15 protein-coding genes are annotated in these 13,008 nt (G+C 72.8%); 4 read left to right on the top strand and 11 right to left on the bottom strand.

Annotation, left to right across the window (positions count from 1 at the left end):
* Window positions 1–38: 38 nt before the first annotated feature.
* From ACFC79_RS13865 to hisI, 3 genes are all read right to left on the bottom strand, one after another.
* A complete protein-coding gene (locus tag ACFC79_RS13865) occupies window positions 39–698 on the bottom strand; it encodes a TIGR02234 family membrane protein (protein ID WP_376239311.1) in 660 nt (219 codons plus the stop codon).
* A 72-nt stretch (window positions 699–770) separates the two neighbouring features.
* Complete coding sequence (locus tag ACFC79_RS13870) at window positions 771–2,264, bottom strand: anthranilate synthase component I (RefSeq protein ID WP_376239314.1); 1,494 nt, start codon at window positions 2,262–2,264, stop codon at window positions 771–773.
* Window positions 2,265–2,275: 11 nt separating this feature from the next.
* A complete protein-coding gene (gene hisI / locus ACFC79_RS13875) occupies window positions 2,276–2,659 on the bottom strand; it encodes a phosphoribosyl-AMP cyclohydrolase (protein WP_376239317.1) in 384 nt (127 codons plus the stop codon).
* Window positions 2,660–2,743: 84 nt separating this feature from the next.
* Here hisI and ACFC79_RS13880 point away from each other — a divergent pair, with 84 nt between their 5' ends.
* Window positions 2,744–3,376 (top strand): TIGR03085 family metal-binding protein, encoded by a 633-nt coding sequence (locus tag ACFC79_RS13880; protein ID WP_376239320.1) that lies wholly within the window; start codon window positions 2,744–2,746, stop codon window positions 3,374–3,376.
* Between the two features lie 63 nt (window positions 3,377–3,439).
* Here the strand turns inward: ACFC79_RS13880 and hisF are convergent, their stop codons facing one another.
* Genes hisF through hisD form a run of 8 tightly spaced genes read right to left on the bottom strand, consistent with a single transcriptional unit; the run spans window position 3,440 to window position 9,189 of the window.
* Window positions 3,440–4,195, bottom strand: coding sequence for an imidazole glycerol phosphate synthase subunit HisF (gene hisF, locus ACFC79_RS13885; protein WP_376239323.1), 756 nt, complete (start codon window positions 4,193–4,195; stop codon window positions 3,440–3,442).
* Window positions 4,192–4,590 (bottom strand): RidA family protein, encoded by a 399-nt coding sequence (locus ACFC79_RS13890; RefSeq protein ID WP_376239326.1) that lies wholly within the window; start codon window positions 4,588–4,590, stop codon window positions 4,192–4,194. The genes hisF and ACFC79_RS13890 overlap by 4 nt, the downstream gene beginning before the upstream one ends.
* Entirely contained in the window at window positions 4,587–5,312 is a 726-nt protein-coding gene (gene priA / locus ACFC79_RS13895; RefSeq protein WP_376239328.1) for a bifunctional 1-(5-phosphoribosyl)-5-((5-phosphoribosylamino)methylideneamino)imidazole-4-carboxamide isomerase/phosphoribosylanthranilate isomerase PriA, read from the bottom strand. Before priA ends, ACFC79_RS13890 begins: the two co-directional genes overlap by 4 nt.
* Entirely contained in the window at window positions 5,312–5,968 is a 657-nt protein-coding gene (gene hisH, locus ACFC79_RS13900; protein ID WP_376239331.1) for an imidazole glycerol phosphate synthase subunit HisH, read from the bottom strand. Before hisH ends, priA begins: the two co-directional genes overlap by 1 nt.
* An 11-nt stretch (window positions 5,969–5,979) precedes the next feature.
* On the bottom strand, window positions 5,980–6,147 hold the full coding sequence (locus ACFC79_RS13905; RefSeq protein WP_376239334.1) for a hypothetical protein: 168 nt from the start codon (window positions 6,145–6,147) through the stop codon (window positions 5,980–5,982).
* Window positions 6,144–6,746: an imidazoleglycerol-phosphate dehydratase HisB gene (gene hisB / locus ACFC79_RS13910; RefSeq protein ID WP_376239337.1), complete on the bottom strand. Its 603-nt coding sequence runs from the start codon at window positions 6,744–6,746 to the stop codon at window positions 6,144–6,146. The genes ACFC79_RS13905 and hisB overlap by 4 nt, the downstream gene beginning before the upstream one ends.
* On the bottom strand, window positions 6,743–7,870 hold the full coding sequence (locus tag ACFC79_RS13915) for a histidinol-phosphate transaminase (protein WP_376239340.1): 1,128 nt from the start codon (window positions 7,868–7,870) through the stop codon (window positions 6,743–6,745). Before ACFC79_RS13915 ends, hisB begins: the two co-directional genes overlap by 4 nt.
* A complete protein-coding gene (gene hisD, locus ACFC79_RS13920; RefSeq protein WP_376239343.1) occupies window positions 7,867–9,189 on the bottom strand; it encodes a histidinol dehydrogenase in 1,323 nt (440 codons plus the stop codon). The genes ACFC79_RS13915 and hisD overlap by 4 nt, the downstream gene beginning before the upstream one ends.
* Window positions 9,190–9,329: 140 nt before the next feature.
* Here hisD and ACFC79_RS13925 point away from each other — a divergent pair, with 140 nt between their 5' ends.
* The 3 genes from ACFC79_RS13925 (at window position 9,330) to ACFC79_RS13935 (ending at window position 12,992) form a co-directional block, all read left to right on the top strand.
* Window positions 9,330–10,931: an oxidoreductase gene (locus tag ACFC79_RS13925; protein ID WP_376239345.1), complete on the top strand. Its 1,602-nt coding sequence runs from the start codon at window positions 9,330–9,332 to the stop codon at window positions 10,929–10,931.
* Window positions 10,932–11,198: 267 nt separating this feature from the next.
* Window positions 11,199–12,215 (top strand): hypothetical protein, encoded by a 1,017-nt coding sequence (locus ACFC79_RS13930; RefSeq protein ID WP_376239348.1) that lies wholly within the window; start codon window positions 11,199–11,201, stop codon window positions 12,213–12,215.
* 33 nt (window positions 12,216–12,248) lie between these two features.
* On the top strand, window positions 12,249–12,992 hold the full coding sequence (locus ACFC79_RS13935; RefSeq protein ID WP_376239350.1) for an LON peptidase substrate-binding domain-containing protein: 744 nt from the start codon (window positions 12,249–12,251) through the stop codon (window positions 12,990–12,992).
* Window positions 12,993–13,008: the final 16 nt, after the last annotated feature.

A 13,008-nucleotide genomic window follows, 5' to 3' on the forward strand; every position in this document is an offset into this window, starting at 1 on the left:
TTGTCCCGTACGTGCGGGTAGGACGTGAGCTTGGGGGGTCACCCCTCGCGCGTCGGGTCCTCGCCGCGGTCCAGGGCCTTCCACAGGTCCTCGGGCCGGTCCGGGTCCGGGGCGGTGCGGGCGCCCCTGCGCGGCCGGGACGTGCCGGCCCGTTCGTACCGTCCCGACATGCTGGGCCAGAGCTTGCCGTAGCGCAGGGCGAGGAGCCCGGCGAGGAGGATCAGCAGGCCGCCGGCCGCGGTGACGTAGGGCCAGGCGGTGTGGCTGAGGGCCTGGATGGTCGCCGAGGTGTCGCCGGTGGTCTGCGCGGCCTTCTCGTCCAGTGCCGCGCTGTCGGAGGCACCGAGGCAGGCGCTCAGTCCGGCGCCCAGGCCGCTGAGGGCGAGCAGGCAGGCGACGACCAGCCGTCCGCCGCTGCGGACGGCGAAGACGGCGACGAGGGCGGCCAGGCCGACGATGGCGAGGGCCGCCGGGAGGCCGGTGACGTCCTGGCCGTCGGCGGTCAGCGGCAGGGAACCGCCGCCGACGGCCGCCGTGCCCTCGGCCCAGGTCTGGCCGGAGGCGAGCAGGACGACGGTGGCACCGGCCGCCCCGAGGAGCAGGCCGGCGGCCAGGCTGCGGCGGCTTCCCGCGGCGCCGGGGGCGGCGGCCGTGCGGGCACGGGGCTGGGGTACGGGGACAGCACTCACGTGCTCCACTATCCCCCACGGCCCCCACCGCGGCGGGGAGCGGGGTCCCGATGCCCGGCCGCGGGGGAGGTCACGGTGGTCTCACGCGTCGCGGAGCCGGTTGGCGGTGTGCACCGCCCGGAGCACGGCCGCCGCCTTGTTGCGGCATTCGGTGTCCTCGGCGACCGGGTCGGAGTCGGCGACGACGCCCGCTCCGGCCTGGACGTACGCCGTGCCGTCGCGCAGCAGGGCGGTGCGGATCGCGATGGCGGTGTCGGAGTCCCCGGCGAAGTCGAGGTAGCCGACGCAGCCCCCGTACAGTCCGCGGCGGGTCGGTTCGAGCTCCTCGATGATCTGCATCGCGCGGGGTTTGGGGGCGCCGGAGAGGGTGCCCGCCGGGAAGCAGGCGGTGAGCACGTCGAAGGCGGTGCGGCCCTCGGCGACGCGGCCGGTGACGGTGGACACGATGTGCATCACGTGCGAGTACCGCTCGATCGACATGAAGTCGACGACCTCGACGCTGCCGGGCTCGCAGACCCGGCCCAGGTCGTTGCGGCCGAGGTCGACGAGCATCAGGTGCTCGGCGCGTTCCTTCGGGTCGGCGAGGAGTTCCTCGGCGAGGGCCTGGTCCTCCTGCGGGGTGGCCCCCCGGTGCCGGGTCCCCGCGATCGGGTGGAGCATCGCCCGCCCGTCCTCGATCTTGACGAGGGCCTCCGGGCTGGAGCCCACGACGTCGAAGCCGTCGAAGCGGAAGAGGTACATGTACGGGGACGGGTTGGTGGCGCGCAGCACCCGGTAGACGTCCAGCGCACTCGCCGAGCAGGGGGTCTCGAAGCGCTGCGAGGGCACGACCTGGAAGGCCTCGCCGGCCCGGATGCGCTCCTTCACGTCCTCGACGGCGTCCTGGTACGCCGTGCCGCCCCAGCGGGCGGTGTACGGGGGGAGTTCGGACGGCGGGAGGGCGGCGGGGGTGGTCTCGACGGGGCGCGAGAGGTCCCGTTCCATGGCGTCGAGGCGGGCGACGGCGTCCGCGTACGCCTCGTCGACGCCGGTGGCCAGGTCGTTGTGGTTGATCGCGTTGACGATCAGCAGGACGCTGCCGTCCCCGTGGTCGAGCACCGCCAGGTCCGAGGTGAGCAGCATCGTCAGCTCGGGGAGGCGGAGGTCGTCCTCCCCGCTCTCGCCGATGCGTTCCAGGCGGCGCACGACGTCGTAGCCCAGATAGCCGACCATGCCCCCGGTGAACGGGGGAAGTCCGTCGTCGGCGACCAGGTCGCGGGGGGTGTGCAGGGTTTCGACGGTGGCGCGCAGGGCCTCCAGCGGGTCGCCGTCGACGGGGACGCCGACCGGCGGGGTGCCGAGCCAGTGCGCGTGCCCGTCGCGCGCGGTGAGGGTGGCGGCGCTGCGCACCCCGATGAAGGAGTAGCGCGACCAGGTGCGGCCGTTCTCCGCGGATTCGAGGAGGAAGGTGCCGGTGCGCTCGGCGGCGAGCTTGCGGTAGAGGCCGACCGGGGTGTCGCCGTCCGCGAGGAGCCTGCGGCTGACGGGGATGACGCGCCGTTCGACGGCAAGCTTGCGGAACGTGTCGAGATCCATGGCCCTGGACCCTACTGGCCGAGCGGGAGGACGTCGGCGTCGAAGCAGGTGCGGTCACCGGTGTGGCAGGCGGCACCTGTCTGGTCGACCTTGACGAGGACGGTGTCGGCGTCGCAGTCGAGGGCGACGGACTTGACCCGCTGGATGTGGCCGGAGGTGTCGCCCTTGACCCAGTACTCCTGGCGGCTGCGGGACCAGTAGGTGCAGCGGCCGGTGGTGAGGGTGCGGTGCAGGGCCTCGTCGTCCATCCAGCCGAGCATCAGCACCTCGCCGGTGTCGTACTGCTGGGCGATGGCCGGGACGAGGCCGTCGGCGCCGCGCTTGAGGCGGGCGGCGATGGCCGGGTCGAGGGTGCCGGACGGCGGCGGGGTGCTGGGCGTGGGCGCGCTGGTCATGCGCCCATTGTGCCGTGGTCGCGGGGTCGGGCCGGTGCGCCGTCCGCTGGGCGGACGGGGTGCGGCGGTCGTACGCTGGCGGACATGTCGACCCATGCGAAGCGTGAACGACTTCTGCTCGCCGACCTGTTGGAGGCGGCGGGACCGGAAGCCCCGACCCTGTGCCAAGGCTGGACGACCCGGGACCTGGCCGCCCATGTGGTGGTGCGGGAGCGCCGTCCGGACGCCGCGGGAGGGATGGTGCTGGGTGTCCTGCGCAACCGCCTCGAACGGGTGCAGGCGGAGTTCGCCGCGAAGCCGTACGAGGAGCTGATCCAGCTGATCAGGACCGGGCCGCCGCGGATGTCCCCGTTCGGTCTGAAGCAGGTCGACGAGGCCGCCAACACCGTCGAGTTCTACGTCCACACGGAGGACGTGCGCCGGGCCCAGCCGGACTGGTCGCGGCGCGAGCTGGACCCGGTCTTCGCGGATCTGCTGTGGTCGCGTGCGGAGCGGACGGCCCGGCTGCTGGGCCGCAAGTCCCCGGTGGGGCTGGTGCTGCGCCGCCCGGACGGCCAGACGGTGGTGGCGCACAAGGGCGCCCCGGTGGTGACGGTGACCGGCGAGCCGGGCGAGCTGCTGCTCTTCGCGTTCGGCCGCCAGAACGCGGCGGCGGTGGGGCTGGACGGCGACCAGGAGGCGGTGGACCGGCTGCGGACGGCGGAGCTGGGAATGTAGTGCCGCCCCCGGCACCGGGCGGCCCGTGGTGGGGCCGCCCGGTGGGCCGGTGCGCCGGCCCGGTCAGCGGACCGGGTGCCCGGCCTCCCGGAGCGCGCCCTTGACCTCGGAGATCCGCAGGTCGCCGAAGTGGAAGACGGACGCGGCCAGCACCGCGTCGGCGCCCGCCGCGATGGCCGGGGCGAAGTCGGCGAGCCGTCCGGCGCCGCCGGAGGCGATGACCGGGACGGTCACGTGCTCGCGGACCGCCCTGATCATCTCGGTGTCGTAGCCGTCCTTGGTGCCGTCGGCGTCCATCGAGTTGAGCAGGATCTCGCCCGCGCCCAGTTCGGCGGCCCGGTGCGCCCATTCGACGGCGTCGATGCCGGTGCCCCGGCGACCGCCGTGCGTGGTGACCTCGAAGGTGCCCCCGGGGGTGCGCCGGGCGTCCACGGAGAGCACCAGGACCTGGCGGCCGAAGCGTTCGGCGATCTCCCGGATGAGGTCGGGGCGGGCGATGGCGGCGGTGTTGACGCCGACCTTGTCCGCACCGGCCCGCAGGAGCTTGTCGACGTCGTCGGCCGTGCGGACGCCGCCGCCGACGGTGAGCGGGATGAAGACCTGTTCGGCGGTGCGGCGCACCACGTCGTAGGTGGTCTCCCGGTCGCCGCTGGAGGCGGTGATGTCGAGGAAGGTCAGCTCGTCGGCGCCCTCGGCGTCGTACAGCTTCGCCATCTCGACGGGATCACCGGCGTCGCGCAGGTTCTGGAAGTTGACACCCTTGACGACCCGGCCGCCGTCGACGTCCAGGCACGGGATGACGCGTACGGCGAGGGTCATCGGGCACCTGCCCGGTACGCCTCGACCTCGACCTCGACGACCAGGCTCGGGTCCACAAGGCCGGCCACGATGATCATGGAGGCGGCCGGCCGGACGTCGTCGAACAGCTCCTTGTGCGCACGGCCGACCTCGTCCACGTCCCGGGCGTGCGTGACGTACATCCGGGTGCGGACGACGTCCTCGCGCCCCAGGCCGAGCTGCTTCAGCGCGTCGAAGGCGACCTTGAAGGAGGTGACGGTCTGCTCGTAGGGGCCGCCCGCGGCGATCTGGCCGTTCTCCACCGAGGTGCAGCCGGCCACCAGGACCAGCCCGTTCGGCAGCTGGACCGCGCGGGAGTAGCCGAACCTCTCCTCCCAGGGGGCCCCGGAGGAGACGCGGTTGACGGAGTCGGTCATGCGGAGACCGCCCGCAGGGCTTCTTCGAGGGTGAACGCCTTCGCGTACAGCGCCTTGCCGACGATCGCGCCCTCGACGCCGTCCGGGACGAGTGTGGAGATGGCCCGCAGGTCGTCCAGCGAGGAGACGCCGCCGGAGGCGACGACGGGCTTGTCGGTGGCGGCGCAGACGTTCTTCAGGAGCTCCAGGTTGGGGCCCTGGAGGGTGCCGTCCTTGGCGATGTCGGTGACGACGTAGCGGGCGCAGCCCTCGGAGTCGAGGCGGGCGAGCGTCTCGTAGAGGTCGCCGCCGTCGCGGGTCCAGCCGCGGCCGCGCAGCGTGGTGCCGCGGACGTCGAGGCCGACAGCGATCTTGTCGCCGTGCTCGGCGATGACCTCGGCGACCCATTCGGGGGTCTCCAGGGCGGCGGTGCCGAGGTTGACCCGGGTGCAGCCGGTGGCGAGGGCGGCGGCGAGCGAGGCGTCGTCGCGGATGCCGCCGGACAGTTCGACCTTGATGTCCATCGACCGGGCGACCTCGGCGATCCGCTCCCGGTTGTCACCGGTGCCGAACGCGGCGTCCAGGTCGACGAGGTGCAGCCATTCCGCACCCGCCCGCTGCCAGGCGAGGGCCGCCTCCAGCGGGTCGCCGTAGGAGGTCTCGGAACCGGACTCGCCGTGGACGAGGCGGACGGCCTGGCCGTCGCGGACATCGACGGCGGGAAGGAGTTCAAGCTTCGGCATTACAGCGTCTCGATCCAGTTGGTCAGCAGCTGGGCGCCGGCATCGCCGGACTTCTCGGGGTGGAACTGGGTGGCCCACAGGGCGCCGTTCTCCACGGCCGCGACGAACGGTTCGCCGTGGGTGGACCAGGTGACCCGGGGGGCGCGGATCTTGGCGTTGGTGACTTCCAGAGTCCAGTCGTGCACGGCGTACGAGTGCACGAAGTAGAACCGGGCGTCCGGGTCGAGCCCGGCGAACAACTGGGAGTCCTCGGGGGACCGCACGGTGTTCCAGCCCATGTGCGGCACGACCGGGGCCCTCAGCGGGCCCACGGTGCCGGGCCATTCGTCGAGTCCTTCGGTCTCCACGCCGTGCTCGATGCCCCGCTCGAAGAGGATCTGCATGCCGACGCAGATGCCCATGACGGGGCGTCCGCCGGCCAGCCTGCGGCCGATGACCCACTCGCCACGGGCCTTCCGGAGCCCGTCCATGCAGGCGGAGAACGCACCGACGCCGGGCACCAGCAGGCCGTCGGCGTTCATCGCCGTGTCGTAGTCGCGGGTGATCTCGACGTCCGCGCCGACGTGGGCGAGGGCCCGCTCGGCGGACCGGACGTTGCCGAAGCCGTAGTCGAAGACGACGACCTTCTTCTTGCCGCTCTTGCTCTGTTCGCTCATCCGGCCGTACCTCAGTCCCAGAGTCCCTGGATCCGCATGACGCCCGCGACCAGGCACATCGCGGACCCGATTCCGAGCAGGACGATGACGCCCCGGGGCATCTTCTGCTTGGAGAAGGAGATGACACCGCCGGCCAGGAACAGGCCGACGACGATCAATATGGTGCTCAGCCCGGTCACAGCGCGCCCTTCGTGGAGGGGATGATCCCCGCGGCACGCGGGTCGTGCTCGCAGGCGTACCGCAGGGCCCGGGCGAGTGCCTTGAACTGGCACTCCACGATGTGGTGCGCGTTGCGCCCGTAGGGCACGTGGACGTGCAGGGCGATCTGGGCCTGGGCGACGAAGGACTCCAGGATGTGCCGGGTCATCGTCGTGTCGTAGGCGCCGATCATGGGCGCCATGTTCTCCGGCTCGGTGTGCACCAGGTACGGGCGGCCGGAGAGGTCGACGGTGACCTGGGCGAGCGATTCGTCCAGCGGGACGGTGCAGTTGCCGAAGCGGTAGATGCCCGTCTTGTCGCCGAGCGCCTGCCGGAACGCGCCGCCGAGCGCGAGGGCGGTGTCCTCGATGGTGTGGTGCGAGTCGATGTGCAGGTCGCCGTCGGTCTTGACGGTGAGGTCGAACAGGCCGTGGCGGCCGAGCTGGTCGAGCATGTGGTCGTAGAAGCCGACGCCGGTCGACACGTCGACCGTGCCGGTGCCGTCGAGGTTGATCTCGACGAGGACCGACGTCTCCTTGGTGGTGCGTTCGACTCTTCCTACGCGGGCCGCGCGGGTCATGCGTGGTGCTCCTTCTTGAGTTCGCGTGCCGCATCGAGGAACGCGTCGTTCTCCGCCGGGGTGCCCGCGGAGACCCGCAGCCATCCCGGCACGCCGTTGTCCCGGACCAGGACGCCCCGGTCGAGGATCCGCCGCCAGACCGTGTGGCTGTCGTCGAAGCGGCCGAACTGGACGAAGTTGGCGTCCGATTCGACGACCTCGTAACCGAGTCCGCGCAGCTCCGCGACGATCCGGTCGCGCTCGCTCTTGAGCCGGTCGACGTATCCGAGCAGCGTATCGGTGTGCTCCAGGGCGGCGAGCGCGGTGGCCTGGGTGACGGAGGACAGGTGGTACGGCAGCCGCACCAGCTGGACCGCGTCGACCACGGCCGGGGCGGCGGCGAGGTAGCCCAGACGCAGCCCGGCGGCGCCGAACGCCTTGGACATGGTGCGGGAGAGCACCAGGTGCGGGCGGCCCTCGATCAGCGGGAGCAGCGAGGGGCGGTGGCTGAACTCGCCGTATGCCTCGTCGACGACGACGATCGACGGCTTGGCCGCCTGGGCCGCCTCGTACAGGGCGAGGACGGTCCCGGCGTCGACGGCGGTGCCGGTCGGGTTGTTGGGCGAGGTGATGAAGACGATGTCGGGCCGCTGCTCGGCGATGGCCGCGCGGGCGGCCTCGACGTCGATGGTGAAGTCCTCGTTGCGCGGTCCGGAGATCCAGCCGGTGCCGGTGCCGCGGGCGATGAGGGCGTGCATGGAGTACGAGGGCTCGAAGCCGATCGCGGTGCGCCCCGGGCCGCCGAAGGTCTGGAGGAGCTGCTGGAGGACCTCGTTGGAGCCGTTGGCGGCCCAGACGTTGGCGAGGGCGACCTGGTGCCCGGCGGTGCGGCTGAGGTAGCGGGCGAGTTCCGTGCGCAGCTCGACGGCGTCCCGGTCGGGGTAGCGGTTGAGGTCGCGGGCGGCCTCGCGGACCCGCTCGGCGATCCGGTCGACCAGTGCCTCGGGCAGCGGGTACGGGTTCTCGTTGGTGTTCAGTCGCACGGGGACGTCGAGCTGCGGGGCCCCGTAGGGGGACTTGCCGCGCAGCTCGTCGCGGATCGGGAGGTCGTCGATGCGCACGGGGCGCTCGGGGGACGTGCTCACCGGTTCGGCACCTCCCATCCGAAGCGTGCCCTGATCGCCGCGCCGTGCGCGGGCAGGTCCTCCGCCTCGGCCAGCGTGACCACGTGGTGCGCCACGTCGGCGAGGGCGTCGCGCGAGTAGTCGACGATGTGGATGCCGCGCAGGAAGGACTGCACGGACAGGCCGGAGGAGTGGCAGGCGCAGCCGCCGGTCGGCAGCACGTGGTTGGAGCCCGCGCAATAGTCGCCGAGCGAGACCGGCGACCAGGGGCCGACGAAGATCGCGCCCGCGTTCTTCACGCGCTCGGCGACGGCGGCGGCGTCGGCGGTCTGGATCTCCAGGTGCTCTGCGCCGTAGGCGTCGACCACGCGCAGGCCCTCGTCGAGGCCGTCGACGAGGACGATCGCGGACTGCTTGCCGCTCAGGGCCGGGGCGATCCGGTCCTCGACGTGCTTGGTGGCGGCGACCTGCGGTTCCAGTTCCGCGGCGACCGCGTCGGCGAGCGCCTCGGAGTCGGTGACGAGGACGGCCGCGGCGAGCGGGTCGTGCTCGGCCTGGCTGATCAGGTCGGACGCGACGTGCGCCGGGTCCGCGGTGTCGTCGGCCAGGACCGCGATCTCGGTCGGCCCGGCCTCGGTGTCGATGCCGATGCGGCCGGTGAAGTAGCGCTTGGCCGCCGCGACCCAGATGTTGCCGGGGCCGGTGACCATGTTGGCGGGCGCGCAGCTCTCGGTGCCGTACGCGAACATCGCGACGGCCTGGGCGCCGCCGGCCGCGTACACCTCGTCGATGCCGAGGAGGGCACAGGCGGCGAGGATCGTCGGGTGCGGCAGGCCGCCGAACTCCTTCTGCGGCGGGGACGCCAGGGCCATGGACTCGACACCGGCCTCCTGCGCGGGCACCGCGTTCATGATCACGGAGGACGGGTAGACGGACCGGCCGCCGGGAGCGTAGAGGCCGACCCGCTGGACGGGCACCCACTTCTCGGTGACGGTGCCGCCGGGCACGACCCGGACGGGGTGCGCGGCGCGGCGCTGCTCGCGGTGGACGAGCCGGGCGCGGGCGATCGACTCCTCCAGGGCGGCCCGCACCAGCGGGTCCAGTCCGTCGAGCGCGGCGGTGAGCGCTCCGGCGGGAACGCGCACCCGCTCCAGGCGGACGCCGTCGAACCTCTCCGCGTACTCGATCAGCGCCGCGTCGCCCCGATGATGCACGTCCTCGCAGATGGGCCGCACCTTCTCCAGGGCGGCTTCCACGTCGAACTCGGCACGGGGCAGCAGGTCGCGCAGGGCTCCGCCCTCGGGGAGGGCGTCGCCGCGCAGATCGATTCGAGAGATCACACCGCAATTCTCGCAGACCACCGCGCGCGCCCGGTCGTCCGTATCACTGGCTGATACGTGTCCCGGCCGCCGGTGCTCACCAATAGCGTTCACGTCGTCACTCGCGGGGAAGAACAGCTCCGAGCGGAAGGGGGTCACCCGTGACCGAACCGCACGACAGCGATTTTCCGGACGGTCTCAGCGCGGCGGAGCTGGGCATGTGGCAGTCGTTCCGGAACGGCAGCACCTACGACCTGCGTACCCGCGACCCGGCGCGGGACGATCCGTTCGCTCCGCGGGTCTGGGGTCCGGAGCGCAGTGTGGACGGGCGCGTCGTCGCCCGGCTGCTGCTGTCCGGTCCGCCGCCGCGGCCCGGCCGGGTGGCCGCGCTGAAGCTCCGCGGCGTGCGCATCACCGGAACGCTGGACCTGGCGGGCGGGCGCGTCGCGCCGTACGTCGAGATGACCGGCTGCCGCTTCGAGAACGAGGTGGTGCTGCCGGAGTGCCACTTCACGACCCTGCGGATCGTGGGCTGCGCGATGCCCCGTCTGGAGGCGGCCCGGCTGCGCACCGAGGGCGACCTGCATCTGCCGCGCTGCCGGATTCCGCGCGGGATCCGGATCACCGACGCCCAGATCGGCACCGATCTGCTGATCAACCAGATCGAGATCGGCCCCGACCGCAGCGGGCGCGCCCTGGCCGCCGACGGGCTGGCGGTCGCCCAGGACCTCCAGGCGGAGCTGATCGAGGCGCGCGGCGAGCTGAGCCTGCGCGGGGCGAAGGTCGGCGGTTCGCTGAGCCTGCGCGGCAGCCGGCTGCGCGGCCGGGAGGGGCGGCGCGCGCTGAACGCACCGCAGCTGACGGTCGAGCGGACGCTGTACATGAGCGAGGCGTGGGTGAGCGTCGACACCGGGATCCAGGGCACCACTCCCCCGTACGGCATCGTCACGGCCGCCACCCCGGCGCACGGCACGCGCTCGCAGACCCTGGAGTGCCGCGGCGGGGTGCGGCTGGACGACGGGCGGTTCGGCGACGCGGTCGACCTGCACAAGGCACGTTTCGTGCTGGCCCGGCACGAGGAGCTGTCGCTGCGCCGGATCGTCACCCCGGAGCTGCGGTTCAACGCGGAGCGGCCGGAGGAGGGCCGGGTCGTGCTGAACGGCGCGCGGGTGGTCACGCTGATCGACGTGTCGACGAGTTGGCCGGGGCCGGGCGGGCTGGCGATGGGCGGCTTCGTGTACGAGAACCTCGTGCCGTACGGGCACTTCCCGCTGGCCCGGCGCCTGGAGTGGGTGACCGCCGCGACGCCGGAGTACGTGCCGGAGCCGTACGAGCGCCTGGCGACGGTGCTGCGCAACTGCGGGGAGGACGCCGACGCCCGCGAGGTGCTGCTGGCCAAGCAGCGGCGGCGGCGCGAGACGCTGCCGCTCGCCGCGAAGCTGTGGGGGTTCCTCCAGGACTGGACGGTGGCGTACGGCTACCGGCCGGGACGGGCCGCGGTGTGGATGGCGGTGCTGTGGGCGGCGGGGACACTCGCCTTCTCCCAACACGCGCCGGTGCCGATCAAGGAGGACGAGCATCCGCAGTGGAATCCGGCGCTCTACGCGCTCGACCTGCTGATTCCGGTGATCAATCTCGGCCAGGACGGCTACTGGCGGATGGACGGCGGCTGGCAGTGGGCGGCGACGGTGATCATCCTGCTGGGCTGGATCCTGGCCACGACGGTCGCGACCGGCGCGACCAGGCTGTTGCGCCGGGGCTGAACGCGATCCGGCCATGACGGGTCGGGCGGCCGACCGCCCGGCCCACGGACCCGCCGCCGTGGCGTAGCGGGCACCACGGCCCGGGAGCGGGCTCGAACGGCCGCACGCCCCCGGACGAAGCCCCGGACACCGATCACGGCGAAGACAGGAACAAGCCAGGTTCCACGTTTTTCTTTACTTTTTATTGACCGCGCTCGATACAACCCGTTCACTCGGCACCAAAGTTTCACAGTGCTCCCCTGGCGCCGTCCCGACCAGCGCTTTTCAATGGTCTGCACCATGCCATTCCTCCGCGCCCTGCTCCGTGCCGCGCGCCTGCCCCGGCGCTCCCCCCAGGGGTCCGCCGGGCTGCTCGCGGACGACGCGGTGCTGCTCGACGCCCCCGACGAGAGGCTCTCCCCGGCGCTGGTCGCCGCCGCCCTCGGCGAGTACGAGCCGGCCGCGAAGCTCCTCGCCACCACCCGGGAGGACGCCGAGTGGGAGAACCGGGACCGGTACCTCGGCCGGCTCGTCGTCTTCGCCCGCAGTCGCGACGGCTGGCTGGCCGCCTGGCTCGCCGCCGCCCCGCACGACCCCGACGCGCTGCTGGTCAAGGCCGAACTCGCGGTCCGCAGGGCCTGGGAGTCGCCGGTCCGGGCCGATCAGCTGCGCGAGGTGGGGCCGCTGATCACCGCGGCGGCGGAGAGCGATCCGCGCGACCCGGTGCCGTGGCGGCTCGCACTCGACCACGCCCGCGGCACCCACGCCACGCACACCGTCTTCGAGGCGTTGTGGGAGCAGGCGGTCCGCCGGTCCTCGCACCACTACGGCTGCCACGTCGCGGCCCTGCGGTACCTCTCCGCCGCCTGGTACGGCTCGCACCGGGAGTGCTTCGACTTCGCCGAGCGGGCCGCCGAGGACTCCCTGCCCGGCTCGCTGGTGCGGGCGCTGCCGCTGCGGGCCGCGTTCGCCCTGATGATCGAGGGGCCGGGGACACGGATCACGTCGGTCCAGAAGGAGCGGATCGACGCGGCGGCGGATCTGGCGATCACCCTGTCCGCCTCGTTCGCACCGGGCGACCCCTGGCCCGCCGAGGTCCGCAACCTGCTGGCGTTCGTCCTGGTCGCCCTGGGCAGGTGGGACGCGGCGCTGGAACAGTTCCGGCGGATCGGGCCCCACGCGGCGTCGTTCCCGTGGTCGTCGGTCTCGGACGACCCGCTCCGACGGTTCCTCGACGCACGGGGCGAGGCCCTGCGCCGCGGCACCACGGGGTCCGCGGCGGTCCGGGCCCACCGACGCCGCTGACCCTCGTCGGCGGGGAAGTTACGCTTGACCGCTGTGACCACCGCTCGCCTGCCCCTGTTCCCGCTGAACGCGGTGCTTTTCCCGGGCCTCGTGCTGCCGTTGAACGTCTTCGAGGAGCGATATCGCGCCATGATGCGCGAGTTGCTCAGGACCGGTGAGGACGAGCCCCGCCGCTTCGCGGTGGTCGCGATCCGCGACGGCCACGAGGTGGCACCGACCGCCACCGGGATGCCGGACACGGTGCGCACCCCCGTCGACAAGGGCCCCGCAGCCGGTTTCGGCGCCGAGCCGATCCGGTCCTTCCATCACGTCGGCTGCGTCGCCGACGCGGCGAAGATCCGGGAGCGGCCGGACGGCAGCTTCGAGGTCCTCGCGACCGGGACCACCCGGGTCGAGCTGCTGTCCGTCGATGCGAGCGGCCCGTTCCTGACGGCGGAGCTGAAGGAGCTGGAAGAAAAGCCGGGCGAGGAGGCGGGCGCGCTCGCCGAGGGCGTCCTGCGGGCCTTCCGCGGCTACCAGAAGCGTCTGGCCGGGGCGAGCGAACGCTCCCTGACGACGGGGGCGGAGCTGCCCGACGACCCCTCGGTCGTCTCGTATCTCGTCGCGGCGGCCGCCGTACTCGATGTCCCGTCGAAGCAGCGGCTGCTCCAGGCCCCGGACACCGCGTCCCGGCTGCGCGAGGAACTGAAGATGCTGCGTGCCGAGACCGCCGTCATCCGGCATCTGCCGTCGCTTCCGGCGGTGGATCTTACGCGCGCCCCGACCCACCCCAACTGACCGCCCGACCGACCCC

This window comes from Streptomyces sp. NPDC056061, assembly GCF_042266885.1.
GTDB lineage: Bacteria > Actinomycetota > Actinomycetes > Streptomycetales > Streptomycetaceae > Streptomyces.

Excerpts from the sequence above, each read along its gene's own strand:
- hisB (WP_376239337.1), bottom strand. The coding sequence starts at position 6,746 with ATGACCCGCGCGGCCCGCGTAGGAAGAGTCGAACGCACCACCAAGGAG.
- ACFC79_RS13880 (WP_376239320.1), top strand. The coding sequence starts at position 2,744 with ATGTCGACCCATGCGAAGCGTGAACGACTTCTGCTCGCCGACCTGTTG.
- ACFC79_RS13890 (WP_376239326.1), bottom strand. The coding sequence starts at position 4,590 with ATGACCGACTCCGTCAACCGCGTCTCCTCCGGGGCCCCCTGGGAGGAG.
- priA (WP_376239328.1), bottom strand. The coding sequence starts at position 5,312 with ATGCCGAAGCTTGAACTCCTTCCCGCCGTCGATGTCCGCGACGGCCAG.
- hisF (WP_376239323.1), bottom strand. The coding sequence starts at position 4,195 with ATGACCCTCGCCGTACGCGTCATCCCGTGCCTGGACGTCGACGGCGGC.
- ACFC79_RS13870 (WP_376239314.1), bottom strand. The coding sequence starts at position 2,264 with ATGGATCTCGACACGTTCCGCAAGCTTGCCGTCGAACGGCGCGTCATC.
- hisH (WP_376239331.1), bottom strand. The coding sequence starts at position 5,968 with ATGAGCGAACAGAGCAAGAGCGGCAAGAAGAAGGTCGTCGTCTTCGAC.
- ACFC79_RS13930 (WP_376239348.1), top strand. The coding sequence starts at position 11,199 with ATGGTCTGCACCATGCCATTCCTCCGCGCCCTGCTCCGTGCCGCGCGC.
- hisI (WP_376239317.1), bottom strand. The coding sequence starts at position 2,659 with ATGACCAGCGCGCCCACGCCCAGCACCCCGCCGCCGTCCGGCACCCTC.